9 protein-coding genes, 13 tRNA genes and 2 rRNA genes are annotated in these 16,326 nt (G+C 47.1%); 1 reads left to right on the forward strand and 23 read right to left on the reverse strand.

Features of this window, described 5'->3' with window-relative positions; all coding sequences use genetic code 11:
* Nucleotides 1-2: 2 nt before the first annotated feature.
* The 16 genes from MKZ16_RS28030 to MKZ16_RS28105 all read right to left on the reverse strand — a co-directional run bounded on the left by MKZ16_RS28030 (nt 3) and on the right by MKZ16_RS28105 (nt 7,351).
* Nucleotides 3-77 (reverse strand) — tRNA-Gln (locus MKZ16_RS28030).
* 19 nt (nt 78-96) lie between these two features.
* Nucleotides 97-172: transfer RNA gene (locus MKZ16_RS28035), tRNA-His, on the reverse strand.
* 44 nt (nt 173-216) lie between these two features.
* Nucleotides 217-292: transfer RNA gene (locus MKZ16_RS28040), tRNA-His, on the reverse strand.
* Nucleotides 293-315: 23 nt separating this feature from the next.
* Nucleotides 316-389, reverse strand: a tRNA-Trp gene (locus tag MKZ16_RS28045).
* 6 nt (nt 390-395) lie between these two features.
* Nucleotides 396-481: transfer RNA gene (locus tag MKZ16_RS28050), tRNA-Tyr, on the reverse strand.
* Nucleotides 482-486: 5 nt separating this feature from the next.
* Nucleotides 487-562, reverse strand: a tRNA-Thr gene (locus MKZ16_RS28055).
* Between the two features lie 28 nt (nt 563-590).
* A tRNA-Phe gene (locus MKZ16_RS28060) sits at nt 591-666 on the reverse strand.
* A 10-nt stretch (nt 667-676) separates the two neighbouring features.
* Nucleotides 677-754, reverse strand: a tRNA-Asp gene (locus MKZ16_RS28065).
* 25 nt (nt 755-779) lie between these two features.
* Nucleotides 780-856 (reverse strand) — tRNA-Met (locus MKZ16_RS28070).
* Nucleotides 857-873: 17 nt separating this feature from the next.
* Nucleotides 874-949, reverse strand: a tRNA-Val gene (locus MKZ16_RS28075).
* A gap of 55 nt (nt 950-1,004) precedes the next feature.
* Nucleotides 1,005-1,079, reverse strand: a tRNA-Glu gene (locus tag MKZ16_RS28080).
* 18 nt (nt 1,080-1,097) lie between these two features.
* A tRNA-Ser gene (locus MKZ16_RS28085) sits at nt 1,098-1,190 on the reverse strand.
* 3 nt (nt 1,191-1,193) lie between these two features.
* Nucleotides 1,194-1,269, reverse strand: a tRNA-Asn gene (locus MKZ16_RS28090).
* 61 nt (nt 1,270-1,330) lie between these two features.
* Nucleotides 1,331-4,256, reverse strand: a 23S ribosomal RNA gene (locus tag MKZ16_RS28095).
* Nucleotides 4,257-4,488: 232 nt separating this feature from the next.
* Nucleotides 4,489-6,046: ribosomal RNA gene (locus MKZ16_RS28100) — 16S ribosomal RNA — on the reverse strand.
* Together the 16S and 23S rRNA genes with 13 tRNA genes alongside form the textbook arrangement of a ribosomal RNA operon.
* 426 nt (nt 6,047-6,472) lie before the next feature.
* The gene (locus tag MKZ16_RS28105) at nt 6,473-7,351 is read right to left on the reverse strand and encodes a nucleotidyltransferase-like protein (RefSeq protein WP_036680149.1); all 879 of its coding nucleotides are present in this window, start codon (nt 7,349-7,351) and stop codon (nt 6,473-6,475) included.
* A gap of 127 nt (nt 7,352-7,478) precedes the next feature.
* Between MKZ16_RS28105 and MKZ16_RS28110 the strand changes: the two genes are divergently transcribed.
* Nucleotides 7,479-7,844, forward strand: coding sequence for a DUF2614 family zinc ribbon-containing protein (locus MKZ16_RS28110; protein ID WP_036680151.1), 366 nt, complete (start codon nt 7,479-7,481; stop codon nt 7,842-7,844).
* 117 nt (nt 7,845-7,961) lie between these two features.
* On the opposite strand, the gene MKZ16_RS28115 is transcribed toward MKZ16_RS28110, so the two are convergent.
* The 7 genes from MKZ16_RS28115 to gatC all read right to left on the reverse strand — a co-directional run bounded on the left by MKZ16_RS28115 (nt 7,962) and on the right by gatC (nt 16,221).
* A complete protein-coding gene (locus tag MKZ16_RS28115; protein WP_076104201.1) occupies nt 7,962-9,683 on the reverse strand; it encodes a glycosyl hydrolase family 18 protein in 1,722 nt (573 codons plus the stop codon).
* Between the two features lie 210 nt (nt 9,684-9,893).
* Entirely contained in the window at nt 9,894-10,325 is a 432-nt protein-coding gene (perR, locus tag MKZ16_RS28120; RefSeq protein WP_036680160.1) for a peroxide-responsive transcriptional repressor PerR, read from the reverse strand.
* Nucleotides 10,326-10,451: 126 nt separating this feature from the next.
* A complete protein-coding gene (locus MKZ16_RS28125; RefSeq protein WP_256715446.1) occupies nt 10,452-12,353 on the reverse strand; it encodes a DUF4097 family beta strand repeat-containing protein in 1,902 nt (633 codons plus the stop codon).
* 45 nt (nt 12,354-12,398) lie between these two features.
* Nucleotides 12,399-12,869 (reverse strand): GNAT family N-acetyltransferase, encoded by a 471-nt coding sequence (locus MKZ16_RS28130; RefSeq protein WP_076100957.1) that lies wholly within the window; start codon nt 12,867-12,869, stop codon nt 12,399-12,401.
* 122 nt (nt 12,870-12,991) lie between these two features.
* Nucleotides 12,992-14,425: an Asp-tRNA(Asn)/Glu-tRNA(Gln) amidotransferase subunit GatB gene (gene gatB, locus MKZ16_RS28135; protein WP_172628862.1), complete on the reverse strand. Its 1,434-nt coding sequence runs from the start codon at nt 14,423-14,425 to the stop codon at nt 12,992-12,994.
* 23 nt (nt 14,426-14,448) lie between these two features.
* Entirely contained in the window at nt 14,449-15,906 is a 1,458-nt protein-coding gene (gene gatA, locus MKZ16_RS28140) for an Asp-tRNA(Asn)/Glu-tRNA(Gln) amidotransferase subunit GatA (RefSeq protein ID WP_036680165.1), read from the reverse strand.
* A 27-nt stretch (nt 15,907-15,933) separates the two neighbouring features.
* Nucleotides 15,934-16,221 carry an Asp-tRNA(Asn)/Glu-tRNA(Gln) amidotransferase subunit GatC gene (gene gatC, locus MKZ16_RS28145; protein ID WP_036680166.1) on the reverse strand — a complete coding sequence of 96 codons (288 nt, stop codon included), beginning with the start codon at nt 16,219-16,221 and terminating at the stop codon, nt 15,934-15,936.
* Between the last annotated feature and the right edge of the window lie 105 nt (nt 16,222-16,326).

Raw genomic sequence — 16,326 nt, forward strand, 5'->3', positions numbered from 1 at the left:
AATGGCTGGGGATATAGGATTCGAACCTATGAGTGACGGAGTCAAAGTCCGTTGCCTTACCGCTTGGCTAATCCCCAATAACATTTTAAAGTAAAATGGGGCGACTGATGGGTCTCGAACCCACGAATGCCGGAACCACAATCCGGTGCGTTAACCCCTTCGCCACAGTCGCCATATTAAGTTGATATTGTTGCCATTATTCATTTTTAAAGAAAATGGGGCGGCCGATGGGTCTCGAACCCACGAATGCCGGAACCACAATCCGGTGCGTTAACCCCTTCGCCACGGCCGCCATATTAAACTTTAGAAAGAACTTGGCAGGGGCAGCAGGAATTGAACCCACACCAACGGTTTTGGAGACCGTTGTTCTACCTTTAAACTATGCCCCTAAAAACTGGTGGAGGATGATGGATTCGAACCACCGAACACTTACGTGAGCAGATTTACAGTCTGATGCGTTTGGCCACTTCGCTAATCCTCCAAGGATGGTGCCGGCGAGAGGACTTGAACCCCCAACCTACTGATTACAAGTCAGTTGCTCTACCAATTGAGCTACACCGGCATGGCACTCATTCTTTTGTGATGATAAATGGTGGCTCGGGACGGAATCGAACCGCCGACACGAGGATTTTCAGTCCTCTGCTCTACCGACTGAGCTACCGAGCCATGATGAAAATGGCGGAACCGACGGGATTCGAACCCGCGATCTCCTGCGTGACAGGCAGGCATGTTAGGCCAACTACACCACGGTTCCAAAAGATATAATTGCTTAAGTTAATTGGTTGCGGGGGCAGGATTTGAACCTGCGGCCTTCGGGTTATGAGCCCGACGAGCTACCGGGCTGCTCCACCCCGCGTCAGTAAAAATATGTTATGGTGGAGGCTGAGGGGATCGAACCCCCGACCCTCTGCTTGTAAGGCAGATGCTCTCCCAGCTGAGCTAAGCCTCCATAAACAACAATTGTTATTGTACCAAAGTCCACTAGGATAAATCAAGTGAAAATTTGGTGACCCGTATGGGATTCGAACCCATGTTACCTCCGTGAAAGGGAGGTGTCTTAACCCCTTGACCAACGGGCCATACTAATTAAAAATTTGTGGCGGAGAGAGAGGGATTCGAACCCTCGAGACGCTTGTGGCGCCTACACGATTTCCAATCGTGCTCCTTCGGCCAAACTCGGACACCTCTCCATATGGCTCCCCGAACAGGACTCGAACCTGTGACAACTCGATTAACAGTCGAGTGCTCTACCAACTGAGCTATCAGGGAATATTCATACCAAGCTTAATCGCCTGAAAACTGAATCCGAAACGAATCTGCATTCTAAGTATAGGATAAGCCCTCGACCGATTAGTATTGGTCAGCTCCATGCATTGCTGCACTTCCACCTCCAACCTATCTACCTCGTCGTCTTCAAGGGGTCTTACTAATTGGGAAATCTCATCTTGAGGGGGGCTTCACGCTTAGATGCTTTCAGCGCTTATCCCGTCCGTACGTAGCTACCCAGCCATGCTCCTGGCGGAACAACTGGTGCACCAGCGGTACGTCCATCCCGGTCCTCTCGTACTAAGGACAGCTCCTCTCAAATTTCCTGCGCCCACGACAGATAGGGACCGAACTGTCTCACGACGTTCTGAACCCAGCTCGCGTACCGCTTTAATGGGCGAACAGCCCAACCCTTGGGACCTACTTCAGCCCCAGGATGCGATGAGCCGACATCGAGGTGCCAAACCTCCCCGTCGATGTGGACTCTTGGGGGAGATAAGCCTGTTATCCCCAGGGTAGCTTTTATCCGTTGAGCGATGGCCCTTCCATGCGGTACCACCGGATCACTAAGTCCGACTTTCGTCCCTGCTCGACTTGTAGGTCTCGCAGTCAAGCTCCCTTATGCCTTTGCACTCTGCGAATGATTTCCAACCATTCTGAGGGAACCTTGGAACGCCTCCGTTACTCTTTAGGAGGCGACCGCCCCAGTCAAACTGCCCGCCTGACACGGTCCCCGTACCCGATAAGGGTACTAGGTTAGAACCTAGATACGATCAGGGTGGTATCCCAACGGCGCCTCCACCGAAGCTTGCGCTCCGATTTCTACGGCTCCCACCTATCCTGTACAGATCGTACCCAAATTCAATATCAAGCTGCAGTAAAGCTCCATGGGGTCTTTCCGTCTTGTCGCGGGTAACCTGCATCTTCACAGGTATTAAAATTTCACCGGATCTCTCGTTGAGACAGCGCCCAAGTCGTTACGCCATTCGTGCGGGTCAGAATTTACCTGACAAGGAATTTCGCTACCTTAGGACCGTTATAGTTACGGCCGCCGTTTACTGGGGCTTCGGTTCATAGCTTCGGGTTACCCCTAACCACTCCCCTTAACCTTCCAGCACCGGGCAGGCGTCAGCCCGTATACTTCGCCTTGCGGCTTCGCACAGACCTGTGTTTTTGCTAAACAGTCGCTTGGGCCTTTTCACTGCGGCCCCCTCGTGCTATTCACACTACCGGGGCACCCCTTCTCCCGAAGTTACGGGGTCATTTTGCCGAGTTCCTTAACGAGAGTTCTTCCGCGCGCCTTAGAATTCTCTTCTCGCCTACCTGTGTCGGTTTGCGGTACGGGCACCTTCTCCTGGCTAGAGGCTTTTCTTGGCAGTGTGAGATCATGACCTTCGCTACTATAATTTTCGCTCCCCATCACAGCCCAGCCTTAATGATGTGCGGATTTGCCTACACATCAGCCTCACTGCTTAGACGGACATCCATCAGTCCGCGTCACTACCCTCCTGCGTCACCCCATCGCTCATAGCGGATTACGGTGGTACAGTAATTTCAAACTGTTGTCCTTCGACTACGCCTTTCGGCCTCGCCTTAGGTCCCGACTTACCCTGAGCGGACGAGCCTTCCTCAGGAAACCTTGGGCTTTCGGCGGATCAGATTCTCACTGATCTTTTCGTTACTCATACCGGCATTCTCACTTGTGTAGTGTCCAGCGCTCTTTTCAGTACACCTTCAACCCCTACACAACGCTCCCCTACCCCAGATACATAGTATCTAGCCATAGCTTCGGTGGTGTGTTTAGCCCCGTTACATTTTCGGCGCAGAGTCACTCGACCAGTGAGCTATTACGCACTCTTTCAATGGTGGCTGCTTCTAAGCCAACATCCTGGTTGTCTGTGCAACTCCACATCCTTTCCCACTTAACACACACTTGGGGACCTTAGCTGATGGTCTGGGCTGTTTCCCTTTTGACAATGGATCTTAGCACTCACTGTCTGACTCCCGGCAATAAGTATATGGCATTCGGAGTTTGACTGAGCTTGGTAATCCTTGCGGACCCCGCACCCAATCAGTGCTCTACCTCCACTACTCTTATACCGAGGCTAGCCCTAAAGCTATTTCGGGGAGAACCAGCTATCTCCGAGTTCGATTGGAATTTCTCCGCTACCCCCACCTCATCCCCGCACTTTTCAACGTACGTGGGTTCGGGCCTCCAGTGCGTGTTACCGCACCTTCACCCTGGACAGGGGTAGATCACACGGTTTCGGGTCTACGTCCACATACTAAATCGCCCTATTCAGACTCGCTTTCGCTGCGGCTCCACCTTCTCGGCTTAACCTTGCATGTTAAACGTAACTCGCCGGTTCATTCTACAAAAGGCACGCCATCACCCATAGATCGGGCTCTGACTTTTTGTAAGCACACGGTTTCAGGTTCTATTTCACTCCCCTTCCGGGGTGCTTTTCACCTTTCCCTCACGGTACTGTTTCACTATCGGTCGCCAGGTAGTATTTAGCCTTAGCAGATGGTCCTGCTGGATTCATACGGGGTTTCACGTGCCCCGCACTACTCGGGATCCGTCTCGGAGAGAACACAGTTTAGGTTACAGGGCTTTTACCTCTATCGCGGGCCTTTCCAGACCTCTTCACCTACCATATTCCTTTGTAACTCCATGTGAGACGTCCCACAACCCCTAAGAGCAAGCTCTTAGGTTTAGGCTGTTCCGCGTTCGCTCGCCGCTACTGACGGAATCACTATTGTTTTCTCTTCCTCAGGGTACTTAGATGTTTCAGTTCCCCTGGTCTGCCTCTACACACCCTATGTATTCAGGTATGAGTAACTGCGAATTACCACAGCTGGGTTTCCCCATTCGGACACCCCCGGATCAAAGCTTGCTTACAGCTCCCCGAGGCAGTTTCGTTGTTCGCCACGTCCTTCGTCGGCTCCTGGCGCCTAGGCATCCTCCGTGTGCTCTTATTAGCTTAACCTTGATTCTTCCGAAGAAAAATCTCACTAATAACATTTACTTGTTTGCACAAGTTGCTAAAAGATGTTCTAAAACGCAAATTCGTTTCGGTATCCAGTTTTCAAGGATCAAGTCTTACTTGAGAGCTTAAACTCTCAAAACTGAGCAACGAGTGAGTAACAGGCCTAAACCTGAGTTTTGGAAGCTAAGCTTCCGATTTGAATGTCCTCATTGCAGAGAACGATTCTCCATAGAAAGGAGGTGATCCAGCCGCACCTTCCGATACGGCTACCTTGTTACGACTTCACCCCAATCATCTACCCCACCTTCGGCGGCTGGCTCCCTTGCGGGTTACCCCACCGACTTCGGGTGTTGTAAACTCTCGTGGTGTGACGGGCGGTGTGTACAAGACCCGGGAACGTATTCACCGCGGCATGCTGATCCGCGATTACTAGCAATTCCGACTTCATGCAGGCGAGTTGCAGCCTGCAATCCGAACTGAGACCGGCTTTGATGGGATTGGCTCCACCTCGCGGCTTCGCTTCCCGTTGTACCGGCCATTGTAGTACGTGTGTAGCCCAGGTCATAAGGGGCATGATGATTTGACGTCATCCCCACCTTCCTCCGGTTTGTCACCGGCAGTCACTCTAGAGTGCCCAGCATTACCTGCTGGCAACTAAAGTTAAGGGTTGCGCTCGTTGCGGGACTTAACCCAACATCTCACGACACGAGCTGACGACAACCATGCACCACCTGTCTCCTCTGTCCCGAAGGCCGCTGCTATCTCTAGCAGATTCAGAGGGATGTCAAGACCTGGTAAGGTTCTTCGCGTTGCTTCGAATTAAACCACATACTCCACTGCTTGTGCGGGTCCCCGTCAATTCCTTTGAGTTTCAGTCTTGCGACCGTACTCCCCAGGCGGAGTGCTTACTGTGTTAACTTCGGCACCAAGGGTATCGAAACCCCTAACACCTAGCACTCATCGTTTACGGCGTGGACTACCAGGGTATCTAATCCTGTTTGCTCCCCACGCTTTCGCGCCTCAGCGTCAGTTACAGCCCAGAAAGTCGCCTTCGCCACTGGTGTTCCTCCACATATCTACGCATTTCACCGCTACACGTGGAATTCCACTTTCCTCTTCTGTACTCAAGCCACCCAGTTTCCAGTGCGACCTCAGGTTGAGCCCAAGGTTTAAACACCAGACTTAAATAGCCGCCTGCGCGCGCTTTACGCCCAATAATTCCGGACAACGCTTGCCCCCTACGTATTACCGCGGCTGCTGGCACGTAGTTAGCCGGGGCTTTCTTCTCAGGTACCGTCACTCCGGTAGCAGTTACTCTACCGGACGTTCTTCCCTGGCAACAGAGCTTTACGATCCGAAAACCTTCATCACTCACGCGGCGTTGCTCCGTCAGGCTTTCGCCCATTGCGGAAGATTCCCTACTGCTGCCTCCCGTAGGAGTCTGGGCCGTGTCTCAGTCCCAGTGTGGCCGTTCACCCTCTCAGGTCGGCTACGCATCGTCGCCTTGGTGGGCCGTTACCCCACCAACTAGCTAATGCGCCGCAGGCCCATCCCTCAGTGACAGATTGCTCCGTCTTTCATTCTTCTCTCAGGAGAAAAAAGAAATTATCCGGTATTAGCTACCGTTTCCGGTAGTTATCCCAGTCTGAAGGGCAGGTTGCCTACGTGTTACTCACCCGTCCGCCGCTAAGTTACTTTGAAAGCAAGCTTTCAAAGTAACTCCGCTCGACTTGCATGTATTAGGCACGCCGCCAGCGTTCGTCCTGAGCCAGGATCAAACTCTCCAATTAGTATTGAAAAGAGCGATATGCTCATTTTGAAACATCTGACGAGAAAATTAATTCTCTAATTTTGGATTTCACTTACGTGATTTCCTACTCACTCGTTGTTCAGTTTTCAAAGATCAAGCCGTTTATTTCGTCGATGTGTTGTTCAGCAGCGACCTTTATAATATATCACAGCACCCTCGTTTTAGTCAACCTTTTTTTTAATTTCTTTTTTCGGTTGTCTTTCGAATGTTTTCGAAAGCACATCTCTGTGTCAGAGGGACGAGTTATAATTTAACACATGAACAAGGAAAGAGTCAACCATTAATTTTTCTGAATAAATATGAGCGTTTCATATTAGTAAACAAATAAAAAAGAGAGTGCTCAGCCTCTCCCTATCCTTGCTCATCTCTCTATAATTAAACATCTTCTACTGTATCTAATTCATCTCTATAATGTATAGCGGATCGCATGCCCTTCTCCCTCGTGAACATCAGCCCAAGATGTAATCTCTCGGATTAGCGAACGAGAAACCAGCTTTCGTAAAACAAGGGGTAGTTCAGACTCTAATTGACTCAGACCTGAATGCTGCAGTAATTCTTTAATGCTCCATGCTTCCTTACGGCTATTCAAAATATTAAAGAGCAATAGACAACAGTCCGTCATTTTGGACATAATCCCAAATTCACATGCAAGAAGCACAAGCTCCACACGTTGCTCTAAGGTCTCAGTACTGACCGTTAACTCCTCATAAAGTTTATGAACAGAGGTATTCATGCTTTTAACCTGCTCCCAAATAGCTGGCTCGGGGAAAGCACCCACTTCACTCACTTCTATTCTTGCCCAATGATATAAGGCTATCAATACACAGTTGTAAGCATCCATAATAAAGCCAGCCTCTATATAGCGCTTGGATTTCACATACATATGCAAAAAGCGGGCAAACTCCATAAATGCGACCCGTTCCTTGATCGGTCCTTCAAATTGCAATATCTCGCTGCGCATTTCCTCGAGTATTCCCTTGGGGTCCCAGATCACTTCCCCCCTCATCAAACTGATAAGAAGTTCGTTATTATCCCCTGCCATAACAGCCTGCTCCAAAGCAAATAGGCCGATATGGACTGACTGGGTCCGTTGGTCACCGGCAATGGTATGGCGAACAATATGCTCTCTATCCTGTTCTTCATGCAATACTAACACTATCATATCAAAATCTTGAAGAAGTGCGCTTTGAAACGGAATATCCCCATTCTGCCGCAAAACGACCGCTCCTAAAACATTCTCATCAAACGTTTCTCCACTCAACAAAGTTACATTGGACAGTTCCATGCTTCCCTCCATTAAATTTGGCGATTTTGCGTCCAGTCAGTTATAATTCAGTTATAATTATTATTCTACATATGAAAGACAGTTCCTTCTGGACAACCCAACTATATTTAGTTAGGAGCAAACACTCATGAAGTTTAAAACGGCTAAGATCAACGCTTTTCGCACATGGGGATTACTGCTCACAATGCTCGGAATGGGACTTATGGTTTTGGGTACAGCGGGCATCGTGTTTTGGGGCTCAACTGGAAAAGTATTCGCTGGAATCGGTCTTGTAATCGGTTTAATCTCAATGATGGCAAGTCTTGCAATCTATTTCTGGGCTGGGATGCTGTCAACTAGCGCAGTCCAACTGGAATGCCCTGAATGTCACAAGCTGACCAAAATGCTGGGCAAAACAGACCGCTGTATGTTCTGCCATACCATCCTTACTATGGATCCAGCTGAGGCCAATATTACTGCGGAACAACTTAAGAGTCAGCAGCTTAATCAATAAAACACATCTTACAGAAGCTTATTACTAGCGATTTATAATGCAATCAAACATTTGCTTAATACAACAAAGGGGCCCCTATATTGGGAGCCCCTTTGTTTATTATGAATGAAATAATAATTACTTATGAATCCCTTGTAATGCCTCCCACGCAGACAGATTACTAAAGCTGCGATTCCATGAACCGATGCCACCAAGCCCTAAAGACTTAGCAAGCTCAACTCTAGCTTTTAAAGAAACTTTGTCTTCGATCCATATTTTTTTAAGAGCGCCATCTTCCTTATACTCAACGTAATTCTGCCCAGCTGCCTTATCAAAGGTTGGGGTTAGCTTCTTCTCTTTAATAATTTTTTCAACGGCATTCATACTAACCGATTTAGAGCTTACTTTGGTCTTGCCATCCACCTGGGCCTCAGTCCAAATTCTAGTATACAGTGGAATCCCTAGAATCAGCTTCTCAGGCGGCACATCGTCTTCCTCTATGATCCGGCTTAACGAGCTTTCTACCCACGGCAGAGACGCAACAGAGCCCGCTACAGGACTAGCAGCCCAATGCTCGTCATAAGCCATAACAATAAGATAATCAACTACTGAATTAAGAGCCCTACGATCAAGGAATGCTGACCACATCTCACTGTTGGATTTAGGGGTTACGTCTATGGAGACGATTAAGTTTTTGGCTTGAGCCATAGGTTTTAGCTCTCGCATAAATTGTGTAACATTCTCCCCGTCTTTCGTATATACATTCTCAAAGTCAATATTAATTCCATCCAGCTTGTATAAATCTGAATACTCGAGGATCTGTACGATCGCGTTCATCCGCTTCTCATAGCTCGACAATGCCTCAGTGGTTATGTCTGGTTCAAAGCTATTGCTGAGCAGCCCCCATACTTCCAAACCGCGCTCATGGGCCCACTGCACATACGTACTATCAGCCTGACTGCGCACATTCCCATCACCATCTATGATACTGAACCAAGTCGGGCTAGCCACGTTAACGCCCGGTAGCTCACCGAATGTACTTGGGTCAGGTTTGCGTTGATAAACAGCTTCCCAATACAAATTCACTGACTTCCCTTTCCAGCTTCGTTCTGCCCGTGAGGGAGTGGTGCTTTTGGGTTCCACTGTCTTTTGACCGTCCGAGATAATATCACTGGCCTTGGCATAACCCGCATAACCGCTGCTTAACTGCACATACAGCCAGTCCTCATTTTCCTTATTCCAAATACTCACGATGGCACCTGGGGACATATCGGCCACGATGGGTGCGTGAATCGACGCTTCGCTGCGAAGAGCGACTGTCTTATCACCTGCTTCACCTTTCACTTTCCCCAGCGGTACAGTCTCCCCTGCTGTCATTAACAGCACAGCCCCGGTAGTCGTATCCTCTTGAATCTCAAACCCATACAGGTCTTCTAAAACATCCGCAGGAAGATAAGTTATCTTTTCCTTAACTTCTGGTGCCAGCCGCAGCTGCAGCGGACGATTGTTCAGACTAGCATCGGTTTTATCCTCTTGCATATATAGAAGTTCACTTTCCGTTGATAGGATGACCGATTTAGTCTTTTCTTCATAACGAATAGAGGAGTCCACATGTTCCTGCAGTAATGGTAGAGGTAAAAGCATGCTATCACCGGTCCCTGATGCGGAATATCCTGTTACTTCTCCTTTTACGAAGATAGGATGTTCTAGGCCTTTCCAGTCTGGATCGATGTGCTGGCGATTTGGCAATACAAAAAACACAACCCAATAAGCTGCTGCTGCAATGAGCAAAAGTCCAAAAAAGCGTCGGAAAAGACCTCCGCGCTTTTTGACGCGTTTCTGTCTATATCTTCTGTCCAAAATATATCCTCCAAATATTAGATGATTTTAAGTTAAGTCTAACAATACGATTATAACATCCACTTGGTTCCGGATAACCAGTATAAGTTAGTCATTTTCACTATATTTTGTTATTTTGAAAAAAATAAAAACGTGAGTCCTCCGCTTTCGGATTTCACACGTTTATTGTGTAGCTTGGCTATACGCCCTTAAGTACAGTAGTATTCTGTCTTATTGTTGCTTCTCTCTGCAACATTTGCAAACTCCATGCAATTCCATACGCAAACCCGTAATTTTGAAGCCCGTTTCCTGCTCTGCATGTATCTCAACATCATGAAGCGAAGGATAACTAAAATCTTCAATCTTACCGCATAGCTGACAGATGACATGATAATGATCAGATACATTGGCATCAAAACGACTGGAACTATCCCCGTAGGTCAACTCGCGAACCATGCCGGCTTCCATAAACATCTTGAGATTATTATATACAGTTGCAACGCTCATGCTCGGAAATTTCGGCTCTAGCGCCCGGTATATATCGTCAGCTGTAGGATGATTCATTGCTTCCATCAAATACGTAAGAATCGCATGACGCTGGGGCGTTATACGGACACCTGTTGTCTTTAATTGTTCCAGTGCATGTTGTACTCCACTCCCCATTACTGTCACCGCCTTTTGAATTTAAAAATAAAAGAAGTACTTCTTAAGATTGTAAGACTGGTTTTTCAATGTTGTCAACGAAGTCTATACATTATATTTATTATTATATAAGAAAAATTACTTTTTTCAATATTTCCTAACATTTAGATTGCTATTTCCTTCAACATGAAGCTTGAACTCACCGGTCCCCACTTCACCTGATACTTTTTTCTTATCAATTGTAAGTTCAGGCAAATCTGAAGTAATATCACCATATCCACTGGAACCATTCACTGTATAGTTGCTTAACACTGGCAAATACAATTGAATATCACCAACTGCGCTATAAATATCCCAGTCTCCAGCGACATCTGAAGAGCGAACATCAATGGTACCATTTAGAGATTCGGCATGTAGCTTGGATCTGGCTCCATCAACCTCTAAATTACCGTTTTTAGTAGTAATATCGATATCATTGCTATTTCCGATCGCACTAATATTGCCGACAGCCGTCGATAATTTCAAAGCACCGGTAACATCCCAAGCATTCATATTGCCTCCGCTCGTTGTTAAATCAACGCTGCCTTGAACAGATCTGGCACGGACAGCTCCATTCAGTGTTTTTCCCTTAACATTACCAAAGATACGATGAAGGATCAGCTCTCCATTCCCCGTTTCCAGAGAAATGTCTTCAATGGCTTCTACATTCTGCAATGTGATCCCGCCATTCATGGTGCGAACATCGAGGTTAAAGCGGCGATCCTCCGGCAAGTAAATGTCTAAATCCATGCGTGGCTGGCGTTTGCCGGATTCTCCATAAGCCTTGCTATTTGAGGTTATTTTTATGTTGGGCCCTTCAACGACGTCCACAAAGGACTGTTCTGAAATAGCTTCAGCCATCGGCCCATCCAACTGATCTACCCAAACTGTCGTCGTAATTTGAATATCATCCACTGGAGCGCGATGCAATAAAATATCACCATTAATACTATCAATAGATATTTTGGCTGTATTTAATTCCACCGGAACAATTAGCGGGGCTTTCTGATATTTGCTGCCTTTAGCCTCACCATAGTCCACTGCTGCTGCCGTCAGGTTTAGACTGACATTTTTCCATAGATATAAATAATGTTCTTGCTCTGCAACAATAAATACACTCGCAGCTAGCAATATAGCGGATAAAAGCCCACGTAAATCCAATCTGATTCTGGTTCCCTTGGCTGAACGGTTAGAGAAGATAAACATCAGCAGGAACTCAATCCCCCATAACACCGGGATGACTGGCCACCACTTCAAGAGCAGGAGCATATAGTCAGTTCCCTCTCTCCAATCCAAAAACAAAGGAACAGAAATAGCTATCAGCAATACAGAAGCCGTATATCTTCCTACGCGCCGCTTGCGAGGTTCATTGTCTTTACGCTGCACAACTGCTCTGGCAATTTCTCTAGCTCCTATAAATAAGCCACCGCATACTAAAATGACAGATACGGCCATTTCAGCATAATGTTCAATAAAGAACTGGAGCCATGTTGGTTTTTGCCGGAACAGAATAAGCAGGGCTCCCCCTAATAGCAGTATGAGCCCAAAGGATATCCCAGGCTCGCTGACGATACTACGACGCTTAGGAGCCACATTTGCTTTGGTCACAGGGATATCAAGCTCATGATCCTCTGGGAAGCGAAGAAGCCTATCCGCTGATTGCAATACGTCATACACGTTATAAAAATAGATCGCCGGAATAATGAGCGCAAGTAAAATAAGTAGTGGAACATTAATCTGCATCCCGATGGATGAGAAATACAATAAAGCTGAGATATCCAAAAGAATTAGAAAGATGAAGGTGATCCCTTTTCGGAGAAGCCCAAAATACAAATGCCCCGTCCCAGGGATGAGAGCTGCCAGCAGTCCAGCGATAAATTTACGTTTGCGGTGGCGCCGCTTCGGACGCGGAGGAATAATCCTCTTCTGTATCTCATTCTCCTTAGTCTCTATATCAACAGAATCTTGCAGTTCTTCCTGCTCTGGGAGCATTGCAGAGTCATGTTTCATTTTGGACTCCTCCTTTCGTAAATAGTTGTCTATGAATATCTTTTTTCAAAGAGAACCACTCCGATGAAATTCAATCAATTCAACTCCTGGAGCGACTTCCTCCACACCGGTGGGCATAAAGCCATATTTACTGTACAACGAAACGGCGGGTGTATTCTTTTTGCCTGTCGACACAATGAATTGCTCCATCCCTGCAAAATGCTCAAATACATATTCCAAAAGATGGCTAGCAATACCTCTGCGAAAAAAGTCCGGCCCCACCATCATTCGTGTAATCGTCAATTTGCCAGGAGATTCTTCCTCTACAGCAACAGCACCCATTAGTTCCTCATCTTTATCGAAGCAGCCATAAAAATCCTCTTTAGAGCTGCTGAGCATTTCTCTCGTCTCCATCAAAGGTGGAATTTCACGAAAGCCGATTAGTTCAGCTTCCAGTCTATAGGCCTTATGCTGAAGACTCCATAATTCATTAACGGTGCTTTCATCCTGCAGATTTAGCTTGTTAATTGTATTCATCCTAACCAGTCCCCTTATATGCCGCTAAGGGCCTGCCGTTGCCGACAAGCCCTTAGCTTATTACATAAGTATATTACCCCAAGTATAAACGCCTTCGGCGTCCTTTTATGGACGACAAGCGTTTAGCTGCTCAATACCTCGATGAGAAGTTTATTAGCAAGACCCGGATTCGCCTTACCTTTACTTTCTTTCATAACTTGTCCGACCAGGAAGCCGATTGCTTTCTGTTTACCTGCTTTATAATCTTCCACAGATTGCGGATTGGCGGCTACGACTGCTTCCACAATCCCTTTAATAGCACCTTCATCGCTGATCTGCACCAGACCTTTTTCCTCAACGATAACAGCTGGCAGTTTACCGCTCTCTAGCATTTCTTTAAATACTGTTTTAGCGATTTTGCTGCTGATGGTTCCGGCTGCAATCAGTCCGATCATCTCGCCTAGCCCTTGTGGTGTAATTTGTACCTGCGACAACTCCAGATTATTACCATTCAAATAGGCAAGCAAGTCACCCATAATCCAGTTAGCTACAGCCTTGGCATCCTGCGTATAGGCAAGACATCCTTCGAAAAAGTCCGCTAACAGTTTAGAGGATGTAATAACGCCTGCATCATAAGCTGTCAGGCCCAGTTCCTCGCTATAACGAGCTTTCCGTGCATCCGGAAGTTCTGGAATCGTTGAACGAATGGATTCTTTCCAAGCATCATCAATATGCAGAACGATCAAGTCCGGGTCCGGGAAGTAACGATAATCATGCGCTTCTTCTTTCCCACGCATCGATAATGTTTTCCCTTGTGCTTCATCCCAGCGGCGAGTCTCTTGCACAACAACTCCACCATCATCCAGGATCTCAGCCTGACGATATTGCTCATACTCCAGTCCACGCAATACACCGCGGAAGGAGTTCATGTTCTTAAGCTCTGCTCTAATGCCGAATTCCTCTTGTCCTTCTGGGCGTAGACTGATGTTCGCGTCACAGCGCATCGATCCTTCTTCCATCTTAACATCGGATACGTCACAATACTGCATAATCGCACGGATTTTCTCCAGATAAGCACGAGCTTCCTCAGGAGAGCGCAGATCAGGCTCGGATACGATTTCGATAAGCGGTGTTCCCACCCGGTTAAAATCGACAAGCGAGGCAAAACCGCCATCTACGTGCGTAAGCTTACCTGCATCCTCTTCCAAATGAAGACGAGTAATGCCGATCCGTTTGGTCTCTCCATTAACTTCAATGTCGATCCAACCGTTCAGCCCGATAGGCTGATCAAATTGTGAAATCTGATAAGCTTTTGGTGAATCCGGGTAAAAATAGTTCTTGCGGTCGAATTTGCTAACATCACCAATGGTGCAATTCAGCGCCATCGCTGCTTTCATAGCGTATTCTACCGCTTGTTTGTTGAGCACTGGCAATACGCCGGGGTGACCCAAGCAGACAGGACAGGTATGAGTGTTAGGTGGGGCTCCAAATTCAGTGGAGCATCCGCAAAAGATTTTGGAGTTGGTATGAAGCTCTACGTGAACTTCCAAGCCGATGACCGTTTCGTATTTAGACATAAGTAATCCCATTCCCTCCTTTACTACAGCTGTGGACGCTGCTTGTGATGATCTGTATTTTGTTCAAAGGCATGAGCGACACGCAGAATCGTGCTCTCGTCAAATTCCTTACCGATAATTTGCAGACCTACAGGCATGCCTTCCGCAAAACCACACGGAACGCTCACAGCAGGAATACCCGCCAAGCTTACAGGAATCGTGAGAATATCGTTCAGATACATGGTCAGCGGATCTTCAGTCTGTGAGCCCAATTTGAATGCTGTCGTTGGCGCTGTTGGCCCGATGACCACATCATATTTTTTAAAGATGTCATCAAAGTCCTGTTTAATCAAAGTGCGTACCTTTTGTGCTTTTAAATAGTAAGCATCGTAATACCCGGAGCTGAGTGCATAAGTACCCAACATAATACGGCGTTTGACCTCAGGGCCAAAGCCGCGGCTGCGGGAATTAAGATATAGATCAAGCAATCCTCCGCCTTCATCTACACGTGCGCCATAACGCACACCGTCAAAACGCGCAAGGTTAGATGAAGCTTCCGAAGAGGACAGCAAATAATAAGCTGCTACTGCGTATTCCGTATGCGGTAATGATACTTCCTCCCAGACAGCACCCATTCCTTCCAGCACTTTAAGTGCAGACAAGACTGTCTCACGCACAGAAGCATCGACACCTGCTCCCAAATATTCCTTAGGTACAGCAATGCGAAGTCCGGAAACATCACCAGTCAGTGAACTCAAATAATCAGGAATTTCTACTTTAGCAGAAGTAGAGTCTTGGGCATCATAACCAGCAATCGCTTGAAGCACATAGGCAGAATCCTCTACATTACGTGTTAATGGTCCTATCTGATCGAGTGAGGAAGCAAAGGCTACCAGCCCGTAACGTGATACAAGACCGTAAGTAGGTTTGAGACCTACAACACCACAATAGGAAGCTGGCTGGCGGATGGAACCCCCAGTATCCGAACCTAGTGAGAAGAACACTTCGCCCGCAGCTACTGCTGCAGCAGATCCGCCACTGGAACCGCCCGGCACACGTTCTAAATCCCAAGGATTGCGTACAGGACCAAAGCTTGAATTCTCATTAGATCCGCCCATTGCGAATTCATCCATATTTAATTTACCGATTGTTACGGCATCTGCCTGCTGCAATTTAGAAGCTACAGTAGCGTTATAAATCGGCTGGAAATCGCTCAAAAATTGGCTGGCACAAGTTGTGCGCAGGCCTTTAGTTACAATATTATCCTTGATTCCGGCAGGAAGACCAAATAGCAATCCACGTGCTGCTCCGGATGCCAGTTTATCGTCCAAAGCGCGTGCTGTCGCACGTGCGCCCTCCTCGTTCAAGGTCAAAAATGCATTTACGTTCTTATCCCGCTCAGCGATAATCGCCAGCGATTCTTCAGTCAGTTCACTGACCGATACCTCTTTAGCAGTTAACATGCGGTGTACTTCAGGCAATCGATTTTGAAACAGGCTCAAGATTCTTCCCCCTTTCTAATTATGTAGTTATTCCAAAACAGCTGGAACCTTGAAATGTCCGTCTTCATCATCTGGAGCGTTAAGAAGTGCTTCCTCTTGCGTAAGGCTATCCTTCACAACATCCTCCCGCATTACATTGCTGACTTGCAGCACATGCGTGGTCGGCTTTACATTCTCCGTATCTAGCTCATTTAATTTCTCGGCATATTGTAAAATAGCATTCATTTGTTCTGTAAAGGTTGCCTCTTCTTCCGGGCTCAGCTGCAGACGAGCCAGCTTGGCCACATGCTGCACATCTTTAACGGTAATGCTCATAAGAAAAATCCCTCCTGTTTAAAGGGCTAAAGCGCCCGGATAACGTTTTTAATTATATTGTAGAAGCTTGGACAATTCAATGATGGGCTGTAAAACAAACGCTCC

Source organism: Paenibacillus sp. FSL R5-0928 (genome assembly GCF_037970385.1).
Classification (GTDB): domain Bacteria; phylum Bacillota; class Bacilli; order Paenibacillales; family Paenibacillaceae; genus Paenibacillus_AQ; species Paenibacillus_AQ odorifer.

What these genes read in the sequence shown, in the direction of transcription:
- MKZ16_RS28110 (WP_036680151.1), top strand. Translation starts at nt 7,479, where the DNA reads ATGAAGTTTAAAACGGCTAAGATCAACGCTTTTCGCACATGGGGATTA.
- gatB (WP_172628862.1), bottom strand. Translation starts at nt 14,425, where the DNA reads ATGTCTAAATACGAAACGGTCATCGGCTTGGAAGTTCACGTAGAGCTT.
- gatC (WP_036680166.1), bottom strand. Translation starts at nt 16,221, where the DNA reads ATGAGCATTACCGTTAAAGATGTGCAGCATGTGGCCAAGCTGGCTCGT.
- MKZ16_RS28105 (WP_036680149.1), bottom strand. Translation starts at nt 7,351, where the DNA reads ATGGAACTGTCCAATGTAACTTTGTTGAGTGGAGAAACGTTTGATGAG.
- MKZ16_RS28125 (WP_256715446.1), bottom strand. Translation starts at nt 12,353, where the DNA reads ATGAAACATGACTCTGCAATGCTCCCAGAGCAGGAAGAACTGCAAGAT.
- MKZ16_RS28130 (WP_076100957.1), bottom strand. Translation starts at nt 12,869, where the DNA reads ATGAATACAATTAACAAGCTAAATCTGCAGGATGAAAGCACCGTTAAT.
- perR (WP_036680160.1), bottom strand. Translation starts at nt 10,325, where the DNA reads ATGGGGAGTGGAGTACAACATGCACTGGAACAATTAAAGACAACAGGT.